Here is a 25,556-nt window from a genome sequence, read left to right on the forward strand (position 1 = left end):
AGGAGCAGGCACTGCGCCTGGCCGGCGCCCTGGAGCACGCCTCCGAGCACCCGATCGCCGCCGCCGTCGCCGGCGCGGCCGCCGAGAAGCTCGGCGCCCTGCCCGCCGTCGAGGGCTTCGAGAACGTCCCCGGCCTGGGCGTCCAGGGTGTGGTGGACGGCCACGCGGTGGTCGCCGGCCGGGAGGCCCTGCTCGCCGAGTGGTCGCAGCACCTGCCCGCCGCGCTCGCCGGGGCCAAGCGCGCCGCCGAGGCCGCCGGCCGCACCGCCGTCGCGGTCGGCTGGGACGGTGAGGCCCGGGCCGTCCTGGAGGTCGCCGACGCGGTCAAGCCCACCAGCGCCGAGGCCATCGCCGAACTCCGGGCCCTCGGCCTGCGGCCGGTGCTGCTCACCGGTGACAACCGGCTGGTCGCCGAGGCGGTCGCCGCCGAGGTCGGCATCCCGGCCGAGGACGTGATCGCCGAGGTGCTGCCGCAGGACAAGGTCGCGGTGGTCCAGCGGCTGCAGGGCGAGGGCAAGGTCGTCGCGATGGTCGGCGACGGTGTCAACGACGCCGCCGCCCTCGCCCAGGCCGACCTCGGCCTCGCCATGGGCACCGGCACCGACGCCGCCATCGAGGCCGCCGACCTCACCCTGGTCCGCGGCGACCTGCGCTCGGCCGCCGACGCCATCCGGCTCTCCCGCAGGACCCTCGGCACCATCAAGAGCAACCTGTTCTGGGCCTTCGGCTACAACGTCGCCGCCCTGCCGCTGGCGGCCGCCGGCCTGCTCAACCCGATGATCGCCGGAGCGGCGATGGCCTTCTCCTCGGTCTTCGTGGTCGGCAACAGCCTGCGGCTGCGCACCTTCCGCTGACCGCCCGGCCGCCGAGCCCGGTCCCGCCGGTCTCTGGGCCGCCGACCGGGGAGCCCCCGGAACCAGCCGGTTCCGGGGGCTCCCGCACGTCCGGACGGCGCTGGCCCGATGAGGGGACACCGCCGAGGCGTTCCCGCAGGTCGGCGACCCCGTCGCATAGCCTGTCGCCCTGCCGCCGCGCCGTCGGCCGGACGGCATTCGGGGCCGTGGACAAGGGGTGCAGGGTGGCTTCCTCGGGTACGGACGGCGCGGGCGGCTTCCACCGCGCGCGCCGCAGGACGCCGGTCCCCGGCTCGGTCGCCGGCGGCACCCCGCGCGAACAGCGGTTCCGTGCCTGGCTGCTGGAAGGCCTCTCCGACCGGGCCAAGCAGCACCCCGGTCCGCACGCCCAGGCCCCCGCCGAACAGGGCCGCCCCTGGTGGCGGGTGATGTGCCTGACCGGCCTCGACTACTTCTCCACCCTCGGCTACCAGCCCGGCATCGCCGCCCTCGCGGCCGGCCTGCTCTCCCCGGTGGCCACCGTCGTGCTCGTCGTCGTCACCCTCTGCGGCGCCCTCCCGGTCTACCGCCGGGTGGCCGTGGAGAGCCCGCACGGCCAGGGCTCGATCGCGATGCTGGAACGCCTGCTCTCGTTCTGGAAGGGCAAGCTCTTCGTCCTCGCCCTGCTCGGCTTCGCCGCCACCGACTTCATGATCACCATCACCCTGTCCGCCGCCGACGCCACCGCCCACCTGGTCGAGAACCCGCACCTGAACAGCGCCCTGGCCGGCCGGCAGGTCCTGATCACCCTGGTGCTCGTCGCCCTGCTCGGAGGCGTCTTCCTCAAGGGCTTCAGCGAGGCGATCGGGCTGGCGGTCGTGCTGGTCGCGATCTACCTCTCGCTCAACGTGGTGGTCGTCATCACCGGCTTCTACCACGTCCTCAAGTCCCCGCACGTGGTCGGCGACTGGGCGGACGCGCTCACCGCCGAGCACGGCAACGTCATCGCGATGATCGGCGTCGCGCTGGTCGTCTTCCCCAAGCTGGCGCTCGGCCTGTCCGGATTCGAGACCGGCGTCGCCGTCATGCCGCACATCGAGGGCGACCCGGACGACACCGAGGAGCGCCCCGTCGGCCGGATCCGCGGCGCCCGCAAGCTGCTCACCACCGCGGCCCTGATCATGAGCGTCTTCCTGATCACCACCAGCTTCATCACCACCCTGCTGATCCCCAAGGCGGCCTTCGAGCCGGGCGGCCCGGCCAACGGCCGGGCACTGGCCTACCTGGCCCACGAGTACCTCGGCAACACCTTCGGCAGTGTCTACGACCTCTCCACCATCGCCATCCTCTGGTTCGCCGGCGCCTCCGCGATGGCCGGCCTGCTCAACCTGCTGCCGCGCTACCTGCCCCGCTACGGCATGGCCCCGCACTGGGCGAAGGCGGTGCGGCCGATGGTCATCGTGCTCACCCTGATCGCCTTCCTGGTCACCTGGATCTTCGACGCCAGCGTGGACGCCCAGGGCGGCGCCTACGCCACCGGCGTGCTGGTGCTGATCAGCTCCGCCGCCATCGCCGTCACCATCGCGGCCCGCGCCGCCCGTCAGCACGGCTGGACCATCGGCTTCGCGATCATCGCGGCCGTCTTCCTCTACACCACGGCCCTCAACATCGCCGAGCGCCCGGACGGCGTGAAGATCGGCGCCTGCTTCATCGCGGCCATCATGCTGCTCTCCTTCCTCTCCCGTCTCAAGCGCGCCTTCGAACTCCGGGTCACCGACATCGTCTTCGACGAGGCCGCCGAGCGCTTCGTGCACGACTACACCCACCGTCCACTGCGGCTGATCGCCAACGAGCCGAAGGGCCGCGGCCTCGCCGAGTACCAGCGGAAGAAGCAGCAGATCCGCGCCCACAACGACATCCCCGCCGAGGACGACCTGGTCTTCGTCGAGGTGACGGTCCGCGACCCGTCCGAGTTCGAGGCGGTGCTCACCGTGCACGGCGAGGTGCTGCACGACCGCTACCGGCTGCTCAGCCTGGAGAGCTCCAGCGTGCCCAACGCCCTCGCCGCGCTGCTGCTCGCCGTGCGCGACCGCACCGGCCAGCAGCCGCACATCTACTTCGAGTGGACCGAGGGCAATCCGTTCGCCCAGTTCCTGCGCTTCTTCCTGTTCGGCCAGGGCGAGGTCGCGCCGGTCACCCGCGAGGTCCTGCGCGAGGCCGAGCCGGACCCGGCCCGCCGGCCGCGCGTGCACGTCGGCTGAGCCCCCAGAGACCTGGGGCTTGTGCCGACGGGTCGTCAGCTGCCTAACATTGCGGCTCCACCGGCCCCACCCGCAGAGGAGCAACGCCCGTGCGCCATCGCAGGATCGGCTCGATCGCCCTCACCGGTGCCCTCGCCCTCGCCGCCCTCGGCAGCGCCCCCGCCGTCGCCTCCGCCGCCGTATCCCCGCCGTCGGGCGGCGCCCGGTACGGCGTCGAGGTGTTCGGCGAGGACGGCTCGATCGGCCGGGCCACCGTGCCCGCGGCCTCCCCGTACCTGGCCGCCGGCCGGCCCGGACTCGCGCCCGCCGCCGGGGACGGCGAGGTCACCACGATCCTGCGCAACGGCGAACCGGCGGGCAAGGTCGACGTCGTGGTCATCGGCGACGGCTACACCGCCGCCGAGCAGGACAGGTTCCGCGCCGACGCCGCCGCCAAGTGGCAGGACCTGAGCTCCGTCGAGCCCTACGCCTCCTACCGCGGCCTGTTCAACGTCTGGGCCGTCGCCACCGTCTCCGCCGAGTCCGGCATCACCGGCGACCCGGACCGGGCCACCGTCCGCCACACCGCGCTGGGCTCCTACTTCTGGTGCCAGGACATCGAGCGCCTGCTCTGCGTCGACACCGGCGCGGTCGAGAAGTACGCCGTCAAGGCGCCGGAGGCCGACCTCGTGCTCGTCGTCGCCAACACCGCCAAGTACGGCGGCGCCGGCTACAACGTCGCCTCCCCGCTCGGCTACGACGGCATCGCCACGGTCGCGGGCGGCAACCCGAGGGCCGGCCAGGTCGCCATCCACGAGACCGGCCACTCGGTCGGCAAGCTCGCCGACGAGTACTACTACGACGGTGACGACGTCTACCCGGCGGAGGAGGGCGAGCCGGAGGTGTCCAACATCAGCATGTACACCGCCGACCGGCTGGCCCGTGACCACCTCAAGTGGTACCGCTGGCTCGGCCGGACCTCGCCCGACGGGGGAGTGGTCGGCGCCTACGAGGGCGCCAGCTACTTCCCCAAGGGGCTGTACCGGCCCACCGAGAACTCGATCATGCGTTCGCTGGGCCGGCAGTTCAACCTGCCCGGGCGGGAGGCGATGATCGCCGGGTTCTACCGGCACGCCGTCCCGCTCACCAGCCCCACCCCGGCCGGCACCCCGCTCACCCGCGCCGACCGCCTCAGCATCGACCTCCCGGTCGCCGGCACCGCCCTCTCCTGGTCGGTGGACGGGCGCGAGCTCCCGCAACTGCGCGGCCGCACCGACGTCAACCTGCGCACCCTCCCGCTCCCCGGCCCGCCCGGCCGCGGGCACACCCTCACCGCCACCGCCACCGACACCACCTCGGCCGTCCTCGACCCCGCTCTGCGCCCCCGCCTCACCGCCACCCTCAGTTGGCCCGTCACCCGCTGACCCGGCCGTCGGCGCAGGAAGTCGGCGGGTCCGACTTCCTGCGCGGGGGCGGGAGCGGGGCGTCAGGTCGCTGTGAGCACGGCCTCGTCGTAGCCGGTGACGGCGGTGAAGCCGAGACGGCGGTAGAGGGGGAGGGCGGTGGGGTGGTCGGCGCGGACGTTGAGGCCGATGTGGGCGGCGCCGCCCTCCGCGAGGAGCTCGCAGAGGCGGGCCGTGCAGGCGGCGGCGAGGCCCCGGCCGCGGGCCTCCGGGTGGGTGGTGACATTGCCGATCACCGCCACCCGCCGTTCCGGGGAGGACACGTGCACCCCGGCCGTGGCGACCAGCCGGCCCGTGTCGTCCCGGATGCCGACGTACGGGCCGGTGGTCAGCATCCGCTCGTCGAACCAGTTGTCCGGGTACCCGGCGGCGAACAGGGCGAGCAGGTCGGGCAGGTCCGCCGCGCCGAGCAGCCCGGCCCCGCGTCCGAGGTGGGGCGCGAGGGCGGCGCGGTCGGTGAGCGCCATCCGCAGCATCGCCGTCCGGCGCTCGGTCCGGTAGTCCGGGGCGAGGGCGTTCACCCCGCCGGTGGTGAGGTGGGCGAGCAGACGCCGGGGCAGCACCGGCCGCATCGCCCGGAGCAGCCCGGCCAGCTCGCCGGCGCGTTCGGGCCGGGCCAGGCCGAGCAGGGTGGGCACCTCCCCGACGGCGTACAGCAGCGCCACCGGGCCGTCCGCCGACGCGGTGTACCAGGCGGTGTGCGACCAGAACGGCTCGTCCAGATCGCCGAGTTCGAAGAGGTGCAGCTCCGGGTCGCGGCCGAACCGGTCGGCGAGCGCCGCGCGGTCGTGCAGGCTGGTCAGCGGGGCGGCGAGGGAGTGCTGGGGCATCCGCCGAGCCTACGCCCGCCGCCCCGCCACCGGGTCGGCCGGGCCCGTAGGGTCGGTCGCTCGGTCGCTCGGCCGCCGCCCAGCAGCTCGGCCACCTGCGGCTCGGCGAGCACCGGCTCGGTGTACCGGTCGCCGCCGCACGGATGCAGGAACTGCTGCTCACCGCCCACGCGTTCGGCGTACACGCAGGCCGCGTCCAGCACCTGGTCGACCCCGTCGGCACGCCCCCGGAACATCCCGCGCCGCACCATCACCAGCCCGAACACCGGCGCCGGCCGCAACTCCGTCCACGGCGGCATCAGCCCGGCGCCGTCGACCCGGGAACCGGCGGTGGACTGCCGACGGCGGCTGGTGCGGGCGGGTGCGGATCGCGCAGGAAACGACAAGCCGTGGGGGAGGGCGCGGCGGGAAGGTGATGGTGGCCGGCGCCCCGGACGGGGGTCGGGGCGCCGGGCCGGTCCGTCGGCGGCCGTGGACACGGGCACGCTCCGACGGCGCTCTGGCGGGACGGGCGGGGGTGTGGTCCCATCGCCGGAGTGGCGGGTGGGGGCCCGCCGGAGCCGAGAGGGGCCGGGCGCACATGGGTGAGCAGCCGTTCCGCATCGTCGAGACCGAGGACGCCCCGGTCGTCCGCGCCCCGGACGGCGCCGTCGTCCGGCCGCTGCTGGTGCTGGAGGGCCTCGGCAGTCAGGCGGTCTTCGAACTCGCTCCCGGCGCGGTGACGAGGGCGGTGTCCCATCGCACGGTGCGGGAGCTCTGGTACGTCATCGGCGGCAGCGGGCGGATCTGGCGGCGGCAGTCCGGCCGGGAGAGCGTGGACGTGCTGCGGGCGGGGACGGCGGTCTCGGTGCCGCTGGGGACGGTCTTCCAGTTCCGGGCCGACGAGGACAGCCCCGGCCCGCTACGGATCGTCGCGGTGACCGTGCCGCCCTGGCCGGACGGCTCCACCACGGAGGCCCGCCCCGAGCCCGGCCCCTGGCAGCCCACGGTGGACTGACGGGTGGCCGCGGGCCCGGGGCGGGCCGGGCAGGCGGTGCGGCTCAGAGTGGCAGGACGAGTTCCTGCCCCGGCTGGATGAGGTCCGGGTCCTCGCCGAGCACGGCGCGGTTGTGCTCGTACAGCTCGGGCCAGCCGCCCTCGATCCCGAGCTGGGCGGCGATGCTGTCGAGGGTGTCCCCGTCGCGCACCGTCCAGGTGTCCGACCCGTCGGCCGGGGGAGGCGCGGCGGGGGTCCCGGTCGTGGTCTCCTCCTCGTCGGCCGGCGCCTGGCGGACCGGGGCCTGGCGGGCCGGCTCCTGGTGCGCCGGTGGCTTGTGGGCCGGCCGGCTGCCGACCGGCGGCCGTTCGCTGGTGCGGCCGGCGCGGGTGCCGCAGACCGGCCACGGCTTGAGGCCGCGCCGTTCGGCGAGCCGGTCGGCGACGGCGATCTGCTGCTCGCGGCTGGCGAGGTCGGGACGCGGCGCGAAGGCGAGGCCGCCGTTCTCCCGCCACGTCGGCTGGTCGAACTGGAGGCCGCCGAAGTAGCCGTTTCCGGTGTTGATCCTCCAGTTGCCGCCGCTCTCACAGGCGGCCACCCGGTCCCAGTCGATCACGGCCCCCCGTTCGGTGCCCGCCCCACCTCCTTGACCCGGTGGCGCGGCGTGCGCCGCGGGGGCGGCGAGGACGGCTGCGGCCAGGGTGCAGGCGGCGGTCGGAAGCAGTCGGCGCAGGTGCGCGGTGGGGGGCATGCGCGGCTCTCAGGTCCGGGGACAGGGGCGTGTGCCGCTCGGGAGCGGCGCGTTCCCACCGACGCACACCGGGGGCACCGATCCGTCGCCGACACGTCGGCCGGGTCACCCGGGCGGCCGCGCGCCACCACCCGACCGGCCCCCCGGTCGAAGCCCGCCGTGCCCCGCCGTGCCGGCAGACGACGGCCCCCCGGCGCGAACGCCGGGGGGCCGGGGTGGAGCGTATTCGAAAAGACGGTGAAGCCGCAGGTCAGCGGGCCTGCTGGCGCTCGGCCGCAGCGGCCGCCTGCTTTCGCTGCTTCTCCTCCTTCTCGTGCTTCTCCTTGACCCGGACGGACTCCCTGCGGACCTCCGCCTGGATCGTGCGCTCACGCTGGAGCCACTCCGGGTTCTCGTCCCGCAGCTCCTCGATCTGCGCGGTGGTGAGCGCCTCGGTGATGCCGCCGCGCGCCAGGCCGGACGCCGAGACGCCGAGTCGCGACGCCACCACGGACCGCGGGTGCGGGCCGTTGCGGCGCAGGTCCTGCAGCCACTGCGGCGGCTCGGACTGCAGGGCGGTGAGCTCCTCGCGGGAGATCACGCCCGACTGGAAGTCGGCGGGGGTGGCGCCGAGGTAGACCCCGAGCTTCTTCGCCGCCGTCGCCGGCTTCATGGTCTGCGTGGTCTTCTGCTTGAGCGATGTCATGGTGACCAGGGTAAGCGAGCGGCGGGGGCCGGCTGTCACGGTCGGTAGCCTTGGTCGGGTGACAGAGATGCAGGTGACACCCTCGTTCCGGCTCGCGTACGTCCCGGGCGTGACCCCCGGCAAGTGGGCGCGCGTCTGGTCGGAGCGGCTGCCGGACGTTCCGCTCGCCCTGGTCGCGGTGGACGCCGCCGACGGCGAACCCGCGCTGCGGGCGGGCGACGCGGACGCGGGCCTGGTGCGGCTGCCGGTCGACCGGACCGGCCTGAGCGCCATCCCGCTGTACACCGAGACGACGGTGGTGGTGTTCCCGAAGGACCACTGGCTGGCGGCGGCCGAGGAGGCCACCGTCGAGGACCTCGCCGACGAGGTGGTCTTCCACCCGCTCGACGACACACTCGAATGGGAGCAGCTGCCCGGCCGGCCCGCCGTCGAGCGGCCGGCGACCACGGCGGACGCGATCGAGCTGGTCGCGGCCAATGTCGGCGTCCTGCTCGTCCCGCAGTCGCTGGCGCGCCTGCACCACCGGCGCGACCTCACCTACCGGCCGATGACGGACGCCCCGCAGTCCCGGGTCGCGCTGTCCTGGCCGGAGGACCGGACCACCGACCTGGTGGAGGAGTTCATCGGCATCGTCCGCGGCCGGACGGTCAACAGCTCCCGCGGCCGCGGCCGGACCGCCGCCGAGCCCGCGGCCGAGGCCAAGGGCGGTGCGACGAAGGGCGGTGCGGCCAAGGGCGGCGGTGCCGCGAAGAACACGGGCAGGGGCACCGGCGGCCGACCGGCCGCGGGCCGCACCACCGGCGGCGGCCGCCCGCGCGGCGGCTCGGGTACCTCCTCCGGTGGTTCGGCGGCCGCTCGCCGTGGCCGCCCGAAGCGCCGCGGGTGATCGGGGGCGGGCGGGTCCGCGCCGGTGGTCGGAGTAGGAGGTCGGACCCGCCGACTTCCTGCTCCGAGGCGGGGGTCCCGTCCGCCGGGTGGGGCGGTCGGCCGGCTCACCCGGCGGTGGTCCGGCGGGCGGCCACGGCGTTCAGCAGGGCGGCGCCGCGCTCGGCGTCGTCCACGCTCACCGCGAAGTCCGCGCCACTGCGGGGGCGGATCACCAGACACTCGCCGCGGCGGAGCATCACCGTGGTGCCCAGACCGCTCATCCGGTAGCCCCAGCCACCCACCTGGGCCGGGGAGCGCTGCTCGGCCCAGGCCGAGGCGATCTGCTCCGGAGCCCAGTGCCGGGACGGCCGGCCGAGCGGGCCGAACGCCACGGTCAGGCCCCGCTCGGTGACCCGGGCCCGCACCGAGGAGCAGGTGGCCCCCGCCAGCGCGACGACGGCCAGCGGGACAGTCGCCGCCCAGGCCGGGGAGCCCAGCCCGGCGAACCCGGCCAGGGCCGAGCCCGCCGCGCCCAGTCCGGTCACGGCGGCCAGCAGGCCCAGCCACGGGTTGGCCGCCCGGGAGAGCCAGACGGCGCGCTGCCCGTCCGGGAGTTCGAGCTGCGGCCTCTCGGCGGCCGTCACGGGGCGCGGGGCCGGTCCGCCGCGCCGGGCGAGGCACCAGGCCACCAGGCCGGCCGCGACCGCCGCCGCCAGGACCAGCGCCACCTCGGCGCCCACCGGCCGGGCCTCCTGCCAGCTCGGGCGATCCAGATTGGCCGAGACGATCGAAGCCTGAATGCCCGTCAGCAACGCACCCCCGAAGGCCGTTGCGACCGCGGACCAGAGCCGCGCCTGCTCCCCGCCGCGCCACCGGGCGACCTCCGCCGCGGCGGCCCCGGCCACCCACACTCCGGCCGGGAACAGCACGGCGACCGTCAGCGACGAGGAGTTGTCCGGGTGGGCCCCGCTCCAGTGCGTGGCCACGGGTTCCGGCAGCCGGCCCCGGGCGATCCAGGGCAGCCCGAGCAGCAGCACGAGCACCCCGAGCACCCCGACGGCCCGGACCGCCGCCTGCCCGCCGTGTCGGCCGTCCCGCCGCGAATCCCTGCTCACTCCAGCCCCCTGATCATCTCGACGACGTCCTCCCGGCCGAAGCCCGCGTGCGCCGCGTCCGCGACCAACCGGCGCACCGAGTCCAGCAGTTCGGCACGCCGGTCGGCGCCCTGGACGACCGTGACGCCGCGCCCGCGCCGGAACTCCAGCACCCCTTCGTCGCGCAGCACCCGCAGCGCCCGCAGTACCGTGTTCGCGTTCACCCCGAGCGCCGCGGCCAACTCCCGTGCCGGAGGCAGCCGTTCGCCAGGCTCGCACTCGCCGTCCCCGACGGCCCGTCGGATCGCTCCCGCGACCTGCTCGTGCAACGGCCGCGGGTCGCCGGCCTCCAGCTTCAGCAACATGGTGCTAGTGACAGTAGCACCATACTGGCGTCCTGCCACGGGACGGCGACCCCCGGTCCGCGGGCCGGGCCCACCGGGCTGGTTGGATCCGGGTATGACGGACTGGTCCCGACTCACCCATGCCTACGGCCCCGCCGACGACATCCCGGATCTGCTGGACCGGCTCGTCGTGGCGCCGACCGCCGACCTGTGGAGCGACCTGTGGTCGGCGCTGTGCCACCAGGGCACCGTCTACCCGGCGAGCTTCGCGGCGCTGCCCTGGCTGGCCGCGCGGGCCGGGTGCGGGGACCGGGAGCAGGAGGTCGACGCCGTGGTCCTGGCCGGCGCGATCATGGCCGGGGCCGGGCAGGACCACGGGGCGGGCGAGGTCCGCTCGCGGTTCGCGGTGGAGACCGCCACCCTGCTGGCGGCGGCGAACCGGCAGCTCAGGGGCGGCGCGGACGCCGCCGACTACGTGCATCTCCTGCAAGCCCTGCTGGGCCTCGAAGGCGTCCCCGGCTGGAGCGAGGAGCCGGCCCGGGGGATCGTCAACGAGGAGTTCCAGATCGGGTGTCCGGGCTGCGAGGCCGACCTGTACCTCGCCCTCGGCGAGTCCGGGTTCTTCTCGACCGCCGAGGACTACGCGCCGGCGGACGCGGAGGTCGAGACCCGTCCGCTGCGCCCCGCGGCCCCGGCCGAGCTCGACGGCCTCGGCCGGCGCCTGCACGACCTCGCGCTCGCCGACGGCCGGGGCGAGGTCGCCGGGGTGCTGACGTACGTCTTCGGGCGCGCGGTCTGCCCCGTCTGCGAGGCCGACTTCGCGGTCGCCGACGCGATCGCCGCCGACCGGTGATCAGCCGCGTGATCAGCCGCGCAGTGCCCGGCGGACCGAGGCGGCGACCAGGGTGGTGGCGAGCAGGGCCAGTGCCAGGGCGGTGACGAGGATCGGAGAGGGGCCCGCGAGGTGGCCGGCGCGGCGGACCGCACCCATGAAGTCGAGGGCGGAGACCTGGTTCACCACCAGGTACCAGAGCGGGAGGTAGAGGGCCTGGAAGAGGCGGTGGGAACGGGAGACGGTGCCGAGGGCGAGGGCCAGCGAGGGGACGAACAGCGCGCCGGCCGACCACGCGGCCACCCCGGCCGCGTCGCCGGCCGCCGCGAGGCGGACCAGGACGCCCGCGCCGACCAGGCCGGTGAGCAGGACCCCGGCGGCCCATTCGGCGAGCAGCCGCGCGCGGGCGGCCGGGTAGGCGCCGAGCAGGGCCTCCAGGCCGTACTCGGCCGAGCGGCTGCCGAGGCGCGACCAGATCAGCACCGGCCAGATCCAGGCGGCGGGCAGCACCGCGCCCGCCCCGGTGTCCGGCGGGACGGCGAGGCCGGCCACGACCAGACCGGCGGCGGCGAGCCACCACCAGCGCGAGGCGTCGGCGAACAGCATCCGGGCCTCCCCGAGCAGCAGGCGGCCGAAGCCGCGGCCCGTCCCCGCGTGGGCCGGGGCGGCGGCGGGCAGGGCGGGCGCGAGCACCGGGGGAGCGGCGGGCGCCGGCACCTCCTCGCCACCGCCCAGGAGCGGCTTGCGCTCGGCCGACGCCCGGCGCGCCGGGTCGAAGCGGGCGAACCAGAGCGCGGGCAGGGCGGCGATCGCCACCGCGAGCAGTACCAGCAGCAGCCGCTGGACGAGGAAGTCGCCGTCCGGGCCCACGCCGTCCCAGGGGAACGGCTCCAGCGGGGTGTCCACTCTGGTCAGACCGAGGCTGAACTCCTCGCCGCCGAGGTCGACCCCGCGCGCCGCCAGGGTGTCCCGCAGCGAGGTGGCCACCGGGCCGAGGCCCAGCCCGCCGAGCGGGGCGCCGGGCCGTTCCCCGGCGATCAGCAGGGCCGGGGCGAAGGCGAACCAGACGACATTGCCCAGCCCGCCGCGCAGCAGCGGCACCGTCTCGAACAGCACGGCCAGCGCCGCCGTCGCCACGAGCAGCGGCAGGGTCAGCACCAGGAAGGGCGTCAGCAGGGCGGCCGGGTCGAGCGAGCGGTCCTCGCCGCGGACCAGCTGCAGGGCGGGCGCGGTGAGCGCGAGCACGCCGAGCATCGAGGCCAGGACCAGCAGATTGCCGAGGAACTTCGCGAGCAGCAGCTCGACGGTGCGCAGCGGCGTCGCGGCGAGGAGCTGGCCGACGCCGGTCTCCTCGTCGCGCCCGAGCCCCTTGCGGACCACGTAGAAGCCGCCGATGGTGAGCCAGAGCGCGCCGGCCAGCGCGGTCGCGGTGCCGACGTACGCGCTGGTGTACTCGCCCCGGTAGCGGCCCAGTGCGAGGACCGCCCAGTGCCCGTCGGCGGGCGGGACGGCCAGCAGGCCGAGGCCGACGGCGGCCAGCAGCGTCACCGCGTAGACGGGGCGGCGGACCCGGTCCCGGAAGTCGCCGAGGGCGAGCCGCCAGAGCCGGGCGGGCGCCCCGGCACGGCCGGCGGCGAGGGTGGTCGTGCTCATCGCCGCACCTCCGGGCGGTCGTTGACGGCGGCGGGCCGGACCAGGCCCAGGTACGCGTCCTCCAGGTCCGGGGCGACCGGCACCGCGTCGGCGAACGGCGAACCGTCCGCGAGCAGCCGCAGCCGGACCCGGCCGTCGCCGGTGCGCACCATCCGGCTCACCACGTACCGCGCCTGCACGGCGGCGACCGCCCCGGCGTCCACCAGGACCTCCCACACCCGTCCGCTCCGGTCGCGCAGCAGCTCCTCCGGGCTGCCCCGGCGCAGCAGCCGCCCGTCGGCGACGACCGCGATGTCCCCGGCCACCGACTCGACGTCCGAGACGATGTGGGTGGACAGCAGCACCACCCGCTCCTCGGCGAGCGCGCTCAGCAGGTTGCGGAAGCGCACCCGTTCCTCCGGGTCGAGTCCGGCGGTGGGCTCGTCGACGACGATGACGCGCGGGTCGCCCAGCAGCGCCTGCGCGATGCCGACCCGGCGCAGCATGCCGCCGGAGTAGGCGCCCAGCGGGCGGCGCACCGCCTCGGTGAGGTTGACCAGGGCGAGCAGCTCGTCGATCCGGGCCCGGGCGGAGCGGGCGGAGAGGCCCTTGGCGGCGGCCAGGTAGCCGAGGAACTCGCGCGAGGTGAGCTGCGGGTGGACGCCGAAGTCCTGGGGGAGGAAGCCGAGTTCGCGGCGGAGCCGCTCGGGTCCGGCGAGCACGTCGGCGCCCCGGTAGGTGAGCCGGCCGGAGGTGGGCCGGGTGACGGTGGCGACGATCCGCATCAGCGAGGACTTGCCCGCGCCGTTCGGTCCGAGCAGGCCGAGCAGCCCGGGGCCGAGCCGCAGCGAGAGGCCGTCGACGGCGCGCTTGCCGCCGCGGTAGACCTTGCTGACGTCGGTCAGTTCGAGGTACGGCGGGTCCTCGGTCCGGGAGGAGGGGCGGAGGTCGGGTCGGCTCATGCGATCGGCTCTTCCAGCGGGTACGTTCACGGTGGGTGACGTCGATGAGCCTTCCTGGTCGGCGGGCCCCTGCCATCTGCCGTTCGGCAGAGATCGGCCCTGACGAAGGACGCGGATTGACGCGCGCCGACCCTTGACAGGTGGTTCGGGTACTGGATTACTTGGCCCCGTCGAGAGTGCCGACCGAATGATCGGTCGGTATTGCCGGAGGGAGGCGCGATGGGCGGCGGAACGGCGGATCCGGGCGGAGCCGGGGCACCCGGGACGGTGCGGCTGGGCGAGGCGCCGCCGGACGGACTGCTGGACGCCGGCGAGCGGATGACCCGCGAGGAGCTGCGCGCGCACCAGCTCGCGCACCTGCGGGCCACGCTGCGCCACGCCTACGACGAGGTCGAGCTGTACCGCCGCAAGTTCGACGCGGCCGGCGTCGCCCCCGAGGACTGCCGCACCCTCGCCGACCTCGCCCGCTTCCCCTTCACCACCAAGGCCGACCTGCGCGACACCTACCCGTTCGGCATGTTCGCGGTCCCGAAGGAGAAGGTCCGCCGGATCCACGCCTCCAGCGGCACCACCGGCCGGCCCACCGTGGTCGGCTACACCGAGCACGACCTCGACGTGTGGGCCGATGTGGTGGCCCGCTCGATCCGGGCGGCCGGCGGGCGGCCCGGCGACACGGTGCACATCGCCTACGGCTACGGCCTGTTCACCGGCGGCCTGGGCGCGCACGCGGGCGCCGAGCGCGCCGGCTGCACGGTGATCCCGGCGTCCGGCGGCATGACGGCCCGCCAGGTCCAGCTGATCCAGGACCTCCGCCCCGAGATCATCATGGTCACCCCGTCCTACCTGCTCACCCTGCTCGACGAGTTCGAGCGGCAGGGCGTCGACCCGCGGTCGACCTCGCTGAAGGTCGGCATCTTCGGCGCCGAGCCGTGGACGGAGGAGATGCGCGCCGAGATCGAGCGGCGGATGGACCTCCACGCCGTCGACATCTATGGCCTCTCCGAGGTGATGGGGCCCGGCGTCGCGCAGGAGTGCGTGGAGACCAAGGACGGCCTGCACATCTGGGAGGACCACTTCTACCCCGAGGTGGTCGACCCGCTGACCGACGACGTGCTGCCGGACGGCGAGAGCGGTGAACTCGTCTTCACCTCGCTCACCAAGGAGGCGCTGCCGGTGATCCGCTACCGAACCCGCGACCTCACCCGTCTGCTGCCGGGCACGGCCCGCCCCGCCTTCCGCAGGATGGCCCGGGTGACGGGCCGCAGCGACGACATGATCATCCTGCGCGGGGTCAACCTCTTCCCGACCCAGGTCGAGGAGGTCCTGCTGCGGGTGCCCGCCGTGGCGCCGCACTTCCAGCTCCGGCTGACCCGTCGGGGCCGGCTGGACCACCTGACGGTGCGGGTCGAGGCGCGCCCGGACGCCGCGCCCGAGCAACGGGCCGCGGCCGCCGCGGAGATCGCGCGGGGCGTCAAGGACGGGGTCGGGGTGAGCGTGGACGTCGAGGTGGTGGACCCGTACAGCCTGGAGCGCTCGGTCGGCAAGATCCGCCGGATCGCGGACCTCCGGGAGAACTGACCTGGAGGGCGGCCGACCTGCGGGAACGCCGACTCGCCGCGCGCGGCGGACGGTTCTGCGGGACGGTGGGAGGCGGGAGAACCGTGCTCCGGGGCACGCCCGGGGCCGCCCTCAGCCCGGGAGTCAGCCATGGACCCAGAAGGCCTGGCCGCCGCCGCGACTCCGGCGAAGCTCGGTGGCTACCTCAGCAGCCTGCCGCGCCCGCCGGCCGCCCATCACATGGGGCCCGCGACGACGGTCCGCACGACGCTGTACGACGAGCACCGGATCGTCGTCACCACCAGGTACGAGATCACCGTGGACGGCCGCCCGATCGGCGCGCACATCGGTGTGGAGGACAACGGCACCGTGCACTGCCACGCGCTGCCCGCGTACCGGTTCCTCTCGGCGCTGGACGCGGTGAAGGCGCTGATCGACAACTATCCCGACGAGTTCACGGGCGCGGCCGGCTCCGGGTCCGGCACGGGTACCGGCATGGGCATGGGCATGGGTACGGGCATGGACATGGGCGGCGGCCACGGCCACGGGCACGGAGGTGGTTGAGATGGCCGCCGTCGTCCGGAGGAACATCCTCACCGACCCCGCCGTCCGCGATGCCTACACCTCCGGCGTCAACCTGCTCAAACGCGAGCAGAGCACCTTCACCACCGCCGACTTCGGCATCGCCGGTCCGGCGGAGAAGGTCCGCACCTACGACCTCTTCGTGATCTGGCACGTGATGTCGATGCGCACCGCCGTCCCGCCCGGCGGCGACCCCGACGTCCGCAACGCCGCCCACCGCGGTCCGATCTTCCTGCCCTGGCACCGGGTCATGCTCGGCCTGCTGGAGGTCAACCTCCAGCGCGTCCTGGGCGATCCGTCCTTCGGCCTGCCCTACTGGGACTGGACGGCGGACGCGGCGCTCGACCGCCCGTCGGACAGCGACTTCTGGAAACCGACCTGCATGGGCGGCACCGGCTCCCCGGCCGCCGGCGGCGCGGTCACCGACGGCCCGTTCGGTGTCGACCCGGCCAACCCCGGCGATCCCGACGCGTTCCGCGTCCGGATCGACGTCAACTCCATGCTGACGCTGATCAACCGCCCGCCGCGCGGTCTGCGCCGGGCCCTCGGCGTGGACGCGCCCAACCTGCCGACCGCCGCCGACGTCACGGCCGCGTACGACACCGACCCGGTGACCGGTGACCCCAACCTGGCCGTCTACGACTTCGCGCCGTGGGACGTCAGCTCGGAGGGCTTCCGCAACCGCCTGGAGGGGTTCAACCCCTTCGGCCTGCACAATCTGGTGCACGTCTACATCGGCCGTGACATGGGCCTGGCCTCCTCGCCCAACGAGCCGGCGTTCTACCTGCACCACTGCAACATCGACCGGATCTGGGAGGGCTGGATGCGGCGCAACGGGCGGCACTACCTCCCCGACCAGTCCGCGCCGGCCTCGCTGCGGGGCCACCGTCTCAAGGACCCGATCGTCTCCCCGCTCGGCGCCTCCGCCACGCCGGAGTCCGTCCTCGACTCGACCGCCGTCTACACCTACGACGTACTGCCCTGAGGCCGGGACGCGGGCCCGGCGGGAAGTCGCCGGACACGCCCTAAGCTGAGGCCATGAGCGGCAGCGTCCAGGTATCAGGTGCACATGTATCGCAGCACTCCGGCGCGGACGGGCGGCTGGACGAGCGGTTGGACGTGGCGGCCGGCATCCTCGCCCTGCTCGCCGACCGCACCCGGCTCGCGCTGCTCCAGCGGCTGAGCGAGGGCGAGGCGGACGTGACCACGCTGACCGAGGCGGCCGGCGCGGCGCGCCCGTCGGTCAGCCAGCACCTCGGCAAGCTGCGGCTGGCCGGGCTGGTGTCGACCCGAAAGGACGGACGGCGGGTGGTGTACACGCTGCGGCACGGACACCTGCGGCGGCTGGTCCACGAGGCGCTGAGCGTCGCCGACCACCAGATCAGCGGGCTGCCCCCGCACGACTGAGCGCGCGGCGGTCCACCGTCGTACCGCCGGGTGGATCGCCGGTGGATTGCCGTCCTCAACATGTGCACAGGTATGCACATGTTGGCCTATTCTGGAGGGACGGCAGCCCGAACGGGATGCCCCGGCCCGCGCGCCGAGTCCGAACGGAGTCCCCGATGCTCTCCGTCCTCCGCAACCGCACCTACCGGCACCTGTTCACCGCCCAGGTGGTCGCCCTCGCCGGCACCGGCCTGGCCACCGTCGCGCTGGGCCTGCTCGCCTACGACCTGGCCGGGGCCGACGCCGGCTCGGTGCTCGGCACCGCGCTGGCGATCAAGATGGTCGCCTACGTGGGGATCGCCCCGGTCGTCGCCGCGCTCGCGCACCGGATCCCGCGGCGCCGACTGCTGGTCGCCGCCGACCTGACGCGCGCCGGGGTGGCGCTCGGGCTGCCGTTCGTCGGCTCGGTCTGGCAGGTCTACCTGCTGATCTTCGCCCTGCAGGCGGCCTCGGCGACGTTCACCCCGGCGTTCCAGTCGGTCGTCCCGGAGGTCCTGCCCGAGGAACGCGACTACACCCGCGCGCTCTCGCTGTCCCGGCTCGCCTACGACACCGAGAGCCTGGTCAGCCCGGTGCTGGCCGCCGGGCTGCTGGCGCTGGTCGGCTACCGCTGGCTCTTCTGGGGGACGGTGACGGGCTTCCTCGGCTCCGCCGCCCTGGTGGTCTCGGTGGTCCTGCCCCGCGGCGTGGCCGGCTCGGCCGGGCCGGGCGGCGCGCGCGGGCCGGGCGGGGCGCTTGCTTCACGTTCGCTGGCCGGGATCCGGCTCTTCCTCTCCGTGCCACGCCTGCGGGCGCTGCTCGCCCTGGACCTCGCCGTCGCCGCCGGCGGAGCCATGGTGATCGTCAACACCGTCGTCTACGTCCGCGAGCAACTGGGCCGGCCGGCGGCCGACGTGCCGCTCGCGCTCGGCGCGTACGGCGCCGGGTCGATGACGGTGGCGCTGCTGCTGCCCCGGGTGCTGGACCGGGTCACCGACCGCGCCGTGATGCTGCCCGCCGCGTTCGCCGTCGTGGGCCTGCTCGCCGCGCTGGCCCTGGTCACCGCGGCGGGGCCGACGGAGGGCGGAGGCGGATGGCGCTGGCCCGCGCTGCTCGCGCTGTGGGCCGGGCTCGGCGCGGCCGGCTCGCTGATCCTCACCCCGGGCGGCCGCCTGCTGCGCTCCGCCGTGCCGACGGCGGACCTGCCGGCCGCCTTCGCCGCCCAGTTCTCGCTCTCCCACGGCTGCTGGCTGCTCGCCTACCCCCTGGCCGGCTGGCTCGGCGCCACCGCCGGCCTCCCCGCCGCCACCCTCGCCCTCGGCGCCCTCGCCCTCGCGGCGGCCACCCTCGCCCTCCACACCTGGCCCCCCGCCCGGCCCCCGCACCCGGTCCCGCCTCTCCTCGGCGCCCGCCCCCGCCGCCGTCCTGCTGCCCGCTGACGTCGGGGGCCGGACCCTGTCCCGCCCCTCCCGCCCCTCCCGCTTCGGCCCGTCCTGCCGCCTGCTGACGCCCGGGCCCGCATGCCACCGCTTCCCGACGCCTGTTGGCGTCCGGGCCCGGACGATCCCCCGGGCCCGCCCGCGCTCGGGCCGGTGAGGGACCGTCGGGCCGTGCCGTGGTCCCGACACGGCCCGAAAGCCCGCGCCGCGCGGGTGGTGGAGGGCTCCGTCGCGCCCGCGCTGGCGCTCCGACCCCGACGAGAGGGCGCCCATGGAGCCGTTCCGCGCTGTCCGGTGGTGGCTTCGGGGGAGGTGTGGCCCGCGGCTGCGGCACCGTTGGCCGGAGCGTCGGTACCGGCGACCCACGGCTCCGACGGCTTCGCTCCGCTGCCGTCGGACCGGGCCCCGGCACGCGCTGCCTCGGTGGCTGCGGGGCTCGCGCGCCCCAGGACTCTGCTCACGACCGGGCCGCCCGGGGCCGGGCGGTGCTCTGCCGCGTGCAGGCGCCGGTGGTCGGGGCCGCTCGCGAGTCACCGGGTGAGCGGCTGCGTGCCTTCCCGGTGGGTCAGCGGGGTCTGCGGGGTGGGCGTTCCCTGACCGTGAGGTCGGCCGGGGTCGCCGTGGTGAGGGCCTTGCGGATCGGGGTGCCGCTTCTCGCCGCCGCGGTCAGGCGTTCCCGCACCTCGCGCGGGGTGCGCGGTCGCCAGCCGGGGCCCTCGCAGCAGGAGGAGTGGAACGTGATGCCCGCGTTGAGCACGACCGTGAGTGCCCGCCACCCGGCCGTGTCGGTGCGCCGGGGGACCTCCAGGTCGTGGCCGGCGTCGATCAGGGAGCCCCGGCAGCGCGGGCAGCGGTTCACGTGGTCGTCGTTCGCGTCGCGCTTCTTGAAGGATGCGCGGCAGGGCGGGCAGACGAAGTGCCGGCTCGAACTGATGCGACGGAAGCACATCGCTCCACTATCGGCTCCGCTCCGCGGCCGGTCCAGCGAGTATTCGCCGGCCGAGTCGCCCGCTCAGGCGGATTCGCCACGGGCCGGGCGGGGGTGGGTCTCGTACATCCGCACCGCGACGACCGCGCCCGCTGCGGCGGTGAGGGCGGCGACCGCCCAGATGGCGGTGGTCACGCCGTAGGCGTCGGCGAGGGCTCCGGCGAGGAGGGCGCCGACCGCGAAGCCGCCGTCGCGCCAGAGGCGGTAGACGCCGACGGCGCGGGCGCGCCAGGCCGGGTGGGCGACGTCGCCGATGACGGCGAGCAGGGTCGGGTAGACCAGCGCGGTGCCGGCGCCGAGCAGGATCTGCGCGAGTGCCCACACCGAAAAGGTGGTGCCGGCGGCGACCAGGCCGATGGCGACGGCCTGCAGCAGCATGCCGGCGGTGATCAGGTGCTTGCGGCCGATCCGGTCGGACCACCAGCCGGTGAGGATCTGGCCCAGCCCCCAGACCGCCGGGTAGAGGGCGGCGAGCAGGCCGATCCGGGCGACGGACAGGCCGTGGGAGGCGAACAGCAGCGGGAAGACGCCCCAGGCGAGGGCGTCGTTGAGGTTGTTGACCATGCCCGCCCAGCTGGCCGAGGAGAGTGCCCGGTCGGTGAGGCTGGTGGTGCGGGCTACCTGGCCGGTGGTCAGCTCGCCGTGGTGGTCGGGGTTGGCGGGGGCCGGGTGGAGGGCGGCCTCGGCGCGGGCGTGCTCGCGGGTCTCACGGACGGCGAGGACGGACAGGCCGAGGCCGAGGGCGGCGTAGGCGATGCCGAGCAGGAACGGCTGCGGGCGAAGCCCCCAGTGCGCGGCGATGGCGCCGGTGCCCATCGCGGTGGCGGCGACGGCGAGGTAGCCGGCGGCCTCGTTGAAGCCCATCGCCAGGCCCCGGCGGGCGGGGCCGACCAGGTCGATCTTCATGATGACGGTGGTCGACCAGGTCAGGCCCTGGTTGACGCCGAGCAGGACGTTCGCGAACACCACCCAGCCCCAGGTCGGCGCCCAGATCAGCAGCAGCGGCACCGGGAGGGCGAGCAGCCAGCCGGCGACCAGCACCGGCTTGCGGCCGTAGCGGTCGGAGAGGGCGCCCGCGAAGAAGTTGGTGACGGCCTTGGTCGCGCCGAACGCGACGATGTACGTCAGCGCGGCGGTGTAGGCGGAGAGGTGGAACGTGCGGTCGGCGAGCAGGGGCAGGACGGTGCGTTCCTGGCCGAGCATGCCGCCGACCAGGGCGTTGACCGCGACCAGCAGGGTGAACTGGGCGAGGTTGGCGCGGAGCCCGAGTCGGACGGCTGAGCGGGGAGTGGACAGGGTGGCGGTCACGGGCCGTCCTCCAGAATGGGCTGATCCGGGTGTCGGGCATCCAGGTGTCGGACATCCGGTGTCGGGCCGGGCGACAGGTCCACCCGACTGGTTCTACAATAATCCATGGATTTATGGAGAATGCCTTGGGAGATCCCGCACGGAAGGCCGCGCTGTTCGACGCGCTGGCCGTCACCGGCAAAGCGCTGTCCAACGGCAAGCGCCTGGAGCTGCTCGATCTGCTCGCCCAGGGGGAGCGCAGCGTCGACGCCCTCGCCAAGGCCGCCGGGCTCGGGCTGACCACCGCCTCCGCCCATCTGCAGACCCTCAAGCAGGCCGGGCTGGTGGTCACCCGCCGCGACGGCGTGCGCATCCACTACCGCCTCGCCGGGGCCGACGTCGCCGCCCTCTACGCGCAGCTCCAGCAGGTCGCGCTCGCCCATCTCGCGGCCACCGGGCAGGCCCGGGCCGCCTACCTCGGGCCGCAGGACACCGACCACCTCACCCGGGAGGAGCTGCTGGCGCGGGTGAAGGCGGGCACCGCCACCGTGATCGACGTGCGGCCGGCCGAGGAGTACGCCGCCGGGCACATCCCCGGCGCCCTGTCCGTCCCGCTCGACCAGTTGGAGGCCCGGCTCGCCGAGCTGCCCGGCGCGGTGGAGGTCGTCGCGTACTGCCGCGGCGCCAACTGCGTCCTCGCCCACGACGCCGTGCGGCTGCTGGCCGCGCGCGGTCGCGACGCGAAGCGGCTCGCCGACGGCATGCTCGAATGGCGGCTGGCGGCCCTCCCGGTCGAGGAGGGCGCCGCATGACCGCCGCTCCCGGCCCCGGGGTCGACGGACCCGGAACCGACGGACCCGGTCCGCTGGTCGTCGACGGCACCGGCATGCTCTGCGTCACCCTGCTGCTGCACCTGCGCAAGCACATCGCGGGCCGTCCCGCCGGGGCGGTCGTGCACGTGATCAGCACCGATCCGGCGGCGCCGCTCGACCTTCCCGCCTGGTGCCACCTCACCGGCCACGACTACCTCGGCCCGGTGCCCGACCCCGACGGGCGGGACGTCTACGCCCTGCGGCTCACGGCGGATCCGGCGCCGACCCGGCCCGGCGCCCCCTGGCACCGGGTGGCCGGCTGACCCCGTTCGCGGATCGACCCGGCCCGATGGCGTGCATGTTGGATCCTGTTCGATATTGTTTGGTCATGTGGTTGAAGGGAAGCCCCATGAGAGGGAGCACGTCATGCCCGCGACGGTGACCGACCCGACCGGGACGGCCGGTGCGACGACCAGGACCGTCACCGGACTCGCCGACGGCCGTGAGCTGATCTACTACGACCGGGGCGCACCGCCCGCCGGCCGGACGGTCGCCGACCGGCGTCCGCTGGACGCCGCCGTGCCCTCCTCCGAGGTGCGGCTCGACCCGCTGACCGGTGCCTGGGTGACCATCGCCGCCCACCGCCAGGCGCGCACCTACCACCCGCCGGCCGACGAGTGCCCGCTGTGCCCCAGCCGTGACGGTCGGCTCAGCGAGATCCCGGCGGCCGACTACCAGGTGGCGGTCTTCGAGAACCGCTTCCCGTCCCTCGCGGGCGAGCCCGGCACCCACCCCGGGGTGCCCGCCGACGAGGATCCGGTGCTCAGCCGTCGCCCCGGCGTCGGCCGCTGCGAGGTGGTCTGCTTCACCTCCGACCACGACGCCTCCTTCGCCGACCTGGACGAGGACCGCGCCCGCCTGGTGCTCGACGCCTGGACCGACCGCACCGCCGCCCTCTCCGCGCGGCCCGGCGTCCGGCAGGTGTACTGCTTCGAGAACCGCGGCGTCGAGATCGGCGTCACGCTCGCCCACCCGCACGGCCAGATCTACGCGCTGCCGTTCACCACCCCGCGCACCGCCCGGATGCTCGACCAGGCCGCCCGCCACCGCGCCGCCACCGGCCGCAACCTCTTCGAGGACCTGCTCGCCGCCGAGCGGTCCTCCTCGCGGGTCGTCCTCGCCGGCGAGCACTGGACCGCCTTCGTGCCCTTCGCCGCCCGCTGGCCCTACGAGGTCCACCTCCACCCGAACCGCCGGGTCCCCGACCTCACCCGCCTCACCGAGGCCGAGCGCGCCGAGTTCGGCCGCGTCTACCTCGACCTGCTGCGCCGGTTCGACAACCTCTTCACCGACCCGGCGGGCGGCGGCCGTCGCGTCCGCGCGCCCTACATCGCCGCCTGGCACCAGGCGCCGATCGGAGAGGAGGCCGAATTCGGCCTCCACCTGGAGCTGTTCACCGTCCGGCGGACGGCCGACAAGCTCAAGTACCTGGCCGGCACCGAGTCCGGGATGGAGGCGTTCATGAACGACGTCGCCCCGGAGGACGCCGCCCGGCGTCTGCGTGAGGCCGCGCCCACCACGGCCCCCACGGCCACGGCGCCCACCGCCGCCCCCACCGCCCCGACCGACGGAGGACCGCAGGGATGACCATGACCAGCACCGCTCCCGGCAGCACCTTCGAGGAGCTCTACGGCCACGCCCCCGAGGGTGTCTGGGCGGCCCCCGGCCGGGTCAACCTGATCGGCGAACACACCGACTACAACGACGGGTTCGTGCTGCCGATCGCGATCCCGCAGGCCGTGCGCGCGTACGCCCGGCGCCGTTCCGACGGGGTGCTGCGGCTCGTCTCGACCCGGGTGCCCGGCGAGACCGTGGAGCTGGACGTCGCCGCGCTCGCCCCGGGCGGGGTGGCCGGCTGGGCCTCGTACCCCGCGGCCGTGGTGTGGACGCTGCGAGCGGCCGGGCACGAGGTGGGCGGCGCCGATGTGCTGCTCGACAGCGACGTGCCCGGCGGCGCCGGCCTCTCCTCCTCGGCGGCGCTGGAGTGCGCCGTCGCGGCCGCGTACAACGACCTGTACGAACTCGGCCTGAGCGCCGTGGAGTTGGCCCTGCTCGCACAGCGTGCCGAGAACGAGTTCGTCGGCGTGCCCTGCGGGATCATGGACCAGATGGCCTCGATGGTCTGCCGCGCCGGGGCCGCCCTGCACCTGGACGCGCGCGACCTCTCCGCCCGGCACGTGCCGCTCGACCTGGCGGGCGCCGGCCTGACCCTGCTGGTCCTCGACACCCGGGTGCAGCACGACCTCGCCGACGGCGCCTACGCCGCGCTGCGGGCCGGCTGCGAGCGGGCCGCCGCGCTGCTCGGGCTGCCCGCGCTGCGCGACCTCGCCCCCGCCGACCTGCCCGCGGCCTACGTCCAACTGCCCGCCGAGCTGGTCCCGTTGGTGCGGCACGTGGTGACCGAGAACGACCGGGTCGAGCGGGCCGTCGAGGAGCTGGAGCGGCACGGTCCGGCCGCGCTCGGCCCGATCCTCACCGCCGGCCACGCCTCGCTGCGCGACGACTACCGGACATCCTGCCCGGAGACCGATCTCGCGGCCGACACCGCCGTCGCCGCCGGGGCCCTCGGTGCGCGGATGACCGGCGGCGGCTTCGGCGGCTCGGTGATCGCCCTGGTGTCGGCGGAGAAGGCGCAGACGGTGGCCGCGGCGGTGGTCGAGGCCTTCGCGGCGGCCGGGTACGCCGAGCCGCACGTGTACCGGGCGGTCCCGTCGGAGGGGGCCCGCCGGGAGGCCTGACGCCCCCGGCGGGCGGGCCGGGTTCGGTCGCTCAACCGCAGAACTCGGCCTCGGCCAGGGGGAGTTTGTCGCGGAACCAGTCGGCGTTGGCGTTGAGCGCCAGCACGTGCCGCCCTCCCGGGTGGCCAGCGCCAGCGTCGACGACCCGTGGATGCCGCCGTCGTGCCCCCAGACGGTGACACCGCAGGAGAGCGTCCCGGAGCCGAGGCCGAGCCCGCCGCTGTCGTGCGGCCCGGGAGTGGTCATCTCCTCCAACTCGGCCGGGGGGAGCAGCCGTCCGCGCAGCAGGGCGGAGAGGAACCGGGTCAGATCGGCGGTGGTGGAGACGATCTCGCCCGCCGAGCCGGCCATCGAGGGGTTGAGCTCGGTGGCGTCCAGGGGTGTCGCCGAGCCGCCGAACAGCTTCGAGTAGCCGCGCGCGTGCGGCCGGGGAAGGTCGGTCGCGGTGCCGGGCACGCTCTTAACGCCTGGTCAGAAAGGCTGGGGTGAAGAGCTTGGCGCCCATCCCGGGGTCGTCGCCGTAGTCGAAGACGCCGCTGGTGTGGTTGAGCAGCCGGCGGAGGGTGATGGCCGAGCCGTCGTTCCCGTTCCCGCTCACCAGGCCGGGCAGCCACCGCTCCACGGTGTCGTCCAGGTCGAGCCGCCCCTCGGCCTGGAGCTGGAGCACCACCGTCGCGACGAAGGGCTTGGTCACGCTCCCGATCCGGAACCGCTCCCGCGTCGACCGGGGTTGGTCCGTCGTGGTGTCCGCCACCCCGACCGAGGCCGACCAACTTCCCTTCCGGTCCAGGGTGGCGGCGATCATTCCGGGCAGCTCGCCGGACCGGACGGCCTGCTCCATCGCCGCCCTGGTGGCCGTGTGCGCGCGCCCGCCCGCGGCCGTCGCCGGTTGCGCGATCCCCGCCGTCAGCGCGCCGGCCACCGCCACCGCGGCCGCGGCGCGTCGAACCGCCTTGCCGTTGTACGTCATTCGTTCCTCCGAGCTCCGCGTGGCGCTCGTCCCCCGTCGCACCAGCCTCCGCCGCACCGGGCGGGAGGGGGTCATCCTGCGGGCCGAGCCTTCCCGGAGTTGTCCCGGAGCCCCGGAGTCCCGGAGTCCCGGAGTCCTGCAGTCCCGGAGTGCCCAGGGCCCGCCCCGCGCCTGCGCCCCCGCCGAACC

Annotated in this window: 25 protein-coding genes and 1 pseudogene; 15 read left to right on the forward strand and 11 right to left on the reverse strand. The window is 75.1% G+C overall.

Annotated features, from left to right (window positions below; genetic code table 11):
- From ACFU9E_RS34725 to ACFU9E_RS34735, 3 genes are all read left to right on the forward strand, one after another.
- A partial coding sequence (locus tag ACFU9E_RS34725) for an HAD-IC family P-type ATPase (RefSeq protein ID WP_380715657.1) occupies positions 1–854 on the forward strand: 854 nt, incomplete at its 5' end.
- Between the two features lie 338 nt (positions 855–1,192).
- Complete coding sequence (locus tag ACFU9E_RS34730) at positions 1,193–3,094, forward strand: amino acid transporter (protein ID WP_380689462.1); 1,902 nt, start codon at positions 1,193–1,195, stop codon at positions 3,092–3,094.
- 89 nt (positions 3,095–3,183) lie between these two features.
- A complete protein-coding gene (locus ACFU9E_RS34735) occupies positions 3,184–4,497 on the forward strand; it encodes a M64 family metallopeptidase (RefSeq protein ID WP_380689459.1) in 1,314 nt (437 codons plus the stop codon).
- 62 nt (positions 4,498–4,559) lie between these two features.
- Here ACFU9E_RS34735 and ACFU9E_RS34740 read toward each other — a convergent pair whose 3' ends face one another.
- Complete coding sequence (locus tag ACFU9E_RS34740; RefSeq protein WP_380689844.1) at positions 4,560–5,366, reverse strand: GNAT family N-acetyltransferase; 807 nt, start codon at positions 5,364–5,366, stop codon at positions 4,560–4,562.
- Positions 5,336–5,665, reverse strand: a complete 330-nt coding sequence (locus tag ACFU9E_RS34745) for a hypothetical protein (protein WP_380689846.1) — start codon at positions 5,663–5,665, stop codon at positions 5,336–5,338. The genes ACFU9E_RS34740 and ACFU9E_RS34745 overlap by 31 nt, the downstream gene beginning before the upstream one ends.
- A gap of 281 nt (positions 5,666–5,946) precedes the next feature.
- Between ACFU9E_RS34745 and ACFU9E_RS34750 the strand changes: the two genes are divergently transcribed.
- Positions 5,947–6,363, forward strand: a complete 417-nt coding sequence (locus ACFU9E_RS34750) for a cupin domain-containing protein (RefSeq protein WP_380689848.1) — start codon at positions 5,947–5,949, stop codon at positions 6,361–6,363.
- 43 nt (positions 6,364–6,406) lie between these two features.
- On the opposite strand, the gene ACFU9E_RS34755 is transcribed toward ACFU9E_RS34750, so the two are convergent.
- The gene (locus ACFU9E_RS34755) at positions 6,407–7,093 is read right to left on the reverse strand and encodes a transglycosylase family protein (RefSeq protein WP_380689850.1); all 687 of its coding nucleotides are present in this window, start codon (positions 7,091–7,093) and stop codon (positions 6,407–6,409) included.
- Positions 7,094–7,343: 250 nt separating this feature from the next.
- A complete protein-coding gene (locus ACFU9E_RS34760) occupies positions 7,344–7,778 on the reverse strand; it encodes a DUF5997 family protein (RefSeq protein WP_380683232.1) in 435 nt (144 codons plus the stop codon).
- A 58-nt stretch (positions 7,779–7,836) separates the two neighbouring features.
- Here ACFU9E_RS34760 and ACFU9E_RS34765 point away from each other — a divergent pair, with 58 nt between their 5' ends.
- Positions 7,837–8,664, forward strand: a complete 828-nt coding sequence (locus ACFU9E_RS34765) for a LysR family substrate-binding domain-containing protein (protein WP_380683233.1) — start codon at positions 7,837–7,839, stop codon at positions 8,662–8,664.
- A 106-nt stretch (positions 8,665–8,770) separates the two neighbouring features.
- On the opposite strand, the gene ACFU9E_RS34770 is transcribed toward ACFU9E_RS34765, so the two are convergent.
- A complete protein-coding gene (locus tag ACFU9E_RS34770) occupies positions 8,771–9,760 on the reverse strand; it encodes a DUF1648 domain-containing protein (protein ID WP_380683234.1) in 990 nt (329 codons plus the stop codon).
- Positions 9,757–10,104 (reverse strand): GntR family transcriptional regulator, encoded by a 348-nt coding sequence (locus ACFU9E_RS34775; RefSeq protein WP_380683235.1) that lies wholly within the window; start codon positions 10,102–10,104, stop codon positions 9,757–9,759. Before ACFU9E_RS34775 ends, ACFU9E_RS34770 begins: the two co-directional genes overlap by 4 nt.
- 94 nt (positions 10,105–10,198) lie before the next feature.
- Between ACFU9E_RS34775 and ACFU9E_RS34780 the strand changes: the two genes are divergently transcribed.
- A complete protein-coding gene (locus tag ACFU9E_RS34780) occupies positions 10,199–10,936 on the forward strand; it encodes a hypothetical protein (protein WP_380683236.1) in 738 nt (245 codons plus the stop codon).
- Between the two features lie 12 nt (positions 10,937–10,948).
- Here the strand turns inward: ACFU9E_RS34780 and ACFU9E_RS34785 are convergent, their stop codons facing one another.
- Entirely contained in the window at positions 10,949–12,568 is a 1,620-nt protein-coding gene (locus ACFU9E_RS34785; RefSeq protein WP_380683237.1) for a hypothetical protein, read from the reverse strand.
- Positions 12,565–13,509, reverse strand: a complete 945-nt coding sequence (locus ACFU9E_RS34790) for an ATP-binding cassette domain-containing protein (RefSeq protein ID WP_380683238.1) — start codon at positions 13,507–13,509, stop codon at positions 12,565–12,567. Before ACFU9E_RS34790 ends, ACFU9E_RS34785 begins: the two co-directional genes overlap by 4 nt.
- A 219-nt stretch (positions 13,510–13,728) precedes the next feature.
- On the opposite strand from ACFU9E_RS34790, the gene paaK reads away from it, so the two are divergent.
- From paaK to ACFU9E_RS34815, 5 genes are all read left to right on the forward strand, one after another.
- A complete protein-coding gene (gene paaK, locus ACFU9E_RS34795; protein ID WP_380683239.1) occupies positions 13,729–15,087 on the forward strand; it encodes a phenylacetate--CoA ligase PaaK in 1,359 nt (452 codons plus the stop codon).
- Positions 15,088–15,216: 129 nt separating this feature from the next.
- Complete coding sequence (locus tag ACFU9E_RS34800; protein WP_380683240.1) at positions 15,217–15,630, forward strand: hypothetical protein; 414 nt, start codon at positions 15,217–15,219, stop codon at positions 15,628–15,630.
- A 1-nt stretch (position 15,631) separates the two neighbouring features.
- Positions 15,632–16,633, forward strand: a complete 1,002-nt coding sequence (locus ACFU9E_RS34805; protein WP_380683241.1) for a tyrosinase family protein — start codon at positions 15,632–15,634, stop codon at positions 16,631–16,633.
- A 53-nt stretch (positions 16,634–16,686) separates the two neighbouring features.
- On the forward strand, positions 16,687–17,055 hold the full coding sequence (locus tag ACFU9E_RS34810; RefSeq protein ID WP_380683242.1) for an ArsR/SmtB family transcription factor: 369 nt from the start codon (positions 16,687–16,689) through the stop codon (positions 17,053–17,055).
- Between the two features lie 155 nt (positions 17,056–17,210).
- Positions 17,211–18,512 carry an MFS transporter gene (locus ACFU9E_RS34815; RefSeq protein WP_380683243.1) on the forward strand — a complete coding sequence of 434 codons (1,302 nt, stop codon included), beginning with the start codon at positions 17,211–17,213 and terminating at the stop codon, positions 18,510–18,512.
- Positions 18,513–19,077: 565 nt separating this feature from the next.
- Here ACFU9E_RS34815 and ACFU9E_RS34820 read toward each other — a convergent pair.
- Together ACFU9E_RS34820 and ACFU9E_RS34825 are read right to left on the reverse strand one after the other, a co-directional pair.
- Complete coding sequence (locus ACFU9E_RS34820; protein ID WP_380683244.1) at positions 19,078–19,461, reverse strand: zf-TFIIB domain-containing protein; 384 nt, start codon at positions 19,459–19,461, stop codon at positions 19,078–19,080.
- 63 nt (positions 19,462–19,524) lie between these two features.
- On the reverse strand, positions 19,525–20,808 hold the full coding sequence (locus ACFU9E_RS34825) for an MFS transporter (RefSeq protein ID WP_380683245.1): 1,284 nt from the start codon (positions 20,806–20,808) through the stop codon (positions 19,525–19,527).
- Positions 20,809–20,933: 125 nt separating this feature from the next.
- Here ACFU9E_RS34825 and ACFU9E_RS34830 point away from each other — a divergent pair, with 125 nt between their 5' ends.
- The 4 genes from ACFU9E_RS34830 to galK all read left to right on the forward strand — a co-directional run bounded on the left by ACFU9E_RS34830 (position 20,934) and on the right by galK (position 24,397).
- Positions 20,934–21,599 (forward strand): ArsR/SmtB family transcription factor, encoded by a 666-nt coding sequence (locus ACFU9E_RS34830; protein WP_380683246.1) that lies wholly within the window; start codon positions 20,934–20,936, stop codon positions 21,597–21,599.
- Positions 21,596–21,922 carry a sulfurtransferase TusA family protein gene (locus tag ACFU9E_RS34835; RefSeq protein WP_380683247.1) on the forward strand — a complete coding sequence of 109 codons (327 nt, stop codon included), beginning with the start codon at positions 21,596–21,598 and terminating at the stop codon, positions 21,920–21,922. Before ACFU9E_RS34830 ends, ACFU9E_RS34835 begins: the two co-directional genes overlap by 4 nt.
- Before the next feature lie 103 nt (positions 21,923–22,025).
- Positions 22,026–23,246: a galactose-1-phosphate uridylyltransferase gene (galT, locus tag ACFU9E_RS34840; RefSeq protein ID WP_380683248.1), complete on the forward strand. Its 1,221-nt coding sequence runs from the start codon at positions 22,026–22,028 to the stop codon at positions 23,244–23,246.
- A 2-nt stretch (positions 23,247–23,248) separates the two neighbouring features.
- The gene (galK, locus tag ACFU9E_RS34845; protein WP_380683249.1) at positions 23,249–24,397 is read left to right on the forward strand and encodes a galactokinase; all 1,149 of its coding nucleotides are present in this window, start codon (positions 23,249–23,251) and stop codon (positions 24,395–24,397) included.
- Positions 24,398–24,428: 31 nt separating this feature from the next.
- Here the strand turns inward: galK and ACFU9E_RS34850 are convergent.
- Positions 24,429–25,367: pseudogene (locus ACFU9E_RS34850) on the reverse strand (serine hydrolase domain-containing protein).
- Positions 25,368–25,556 lie beyond the last annotated feature (189 nt).

Origin of the sequence: Kitasatospora sp. NPDC057595 (genome assembly GCF_042800875.1) — a bacterium.
GTDB lineage: Bacteria > Actinomycetota > Actinomycetes > Streptomycetales > Streptomycetaceae > Kitasatospora.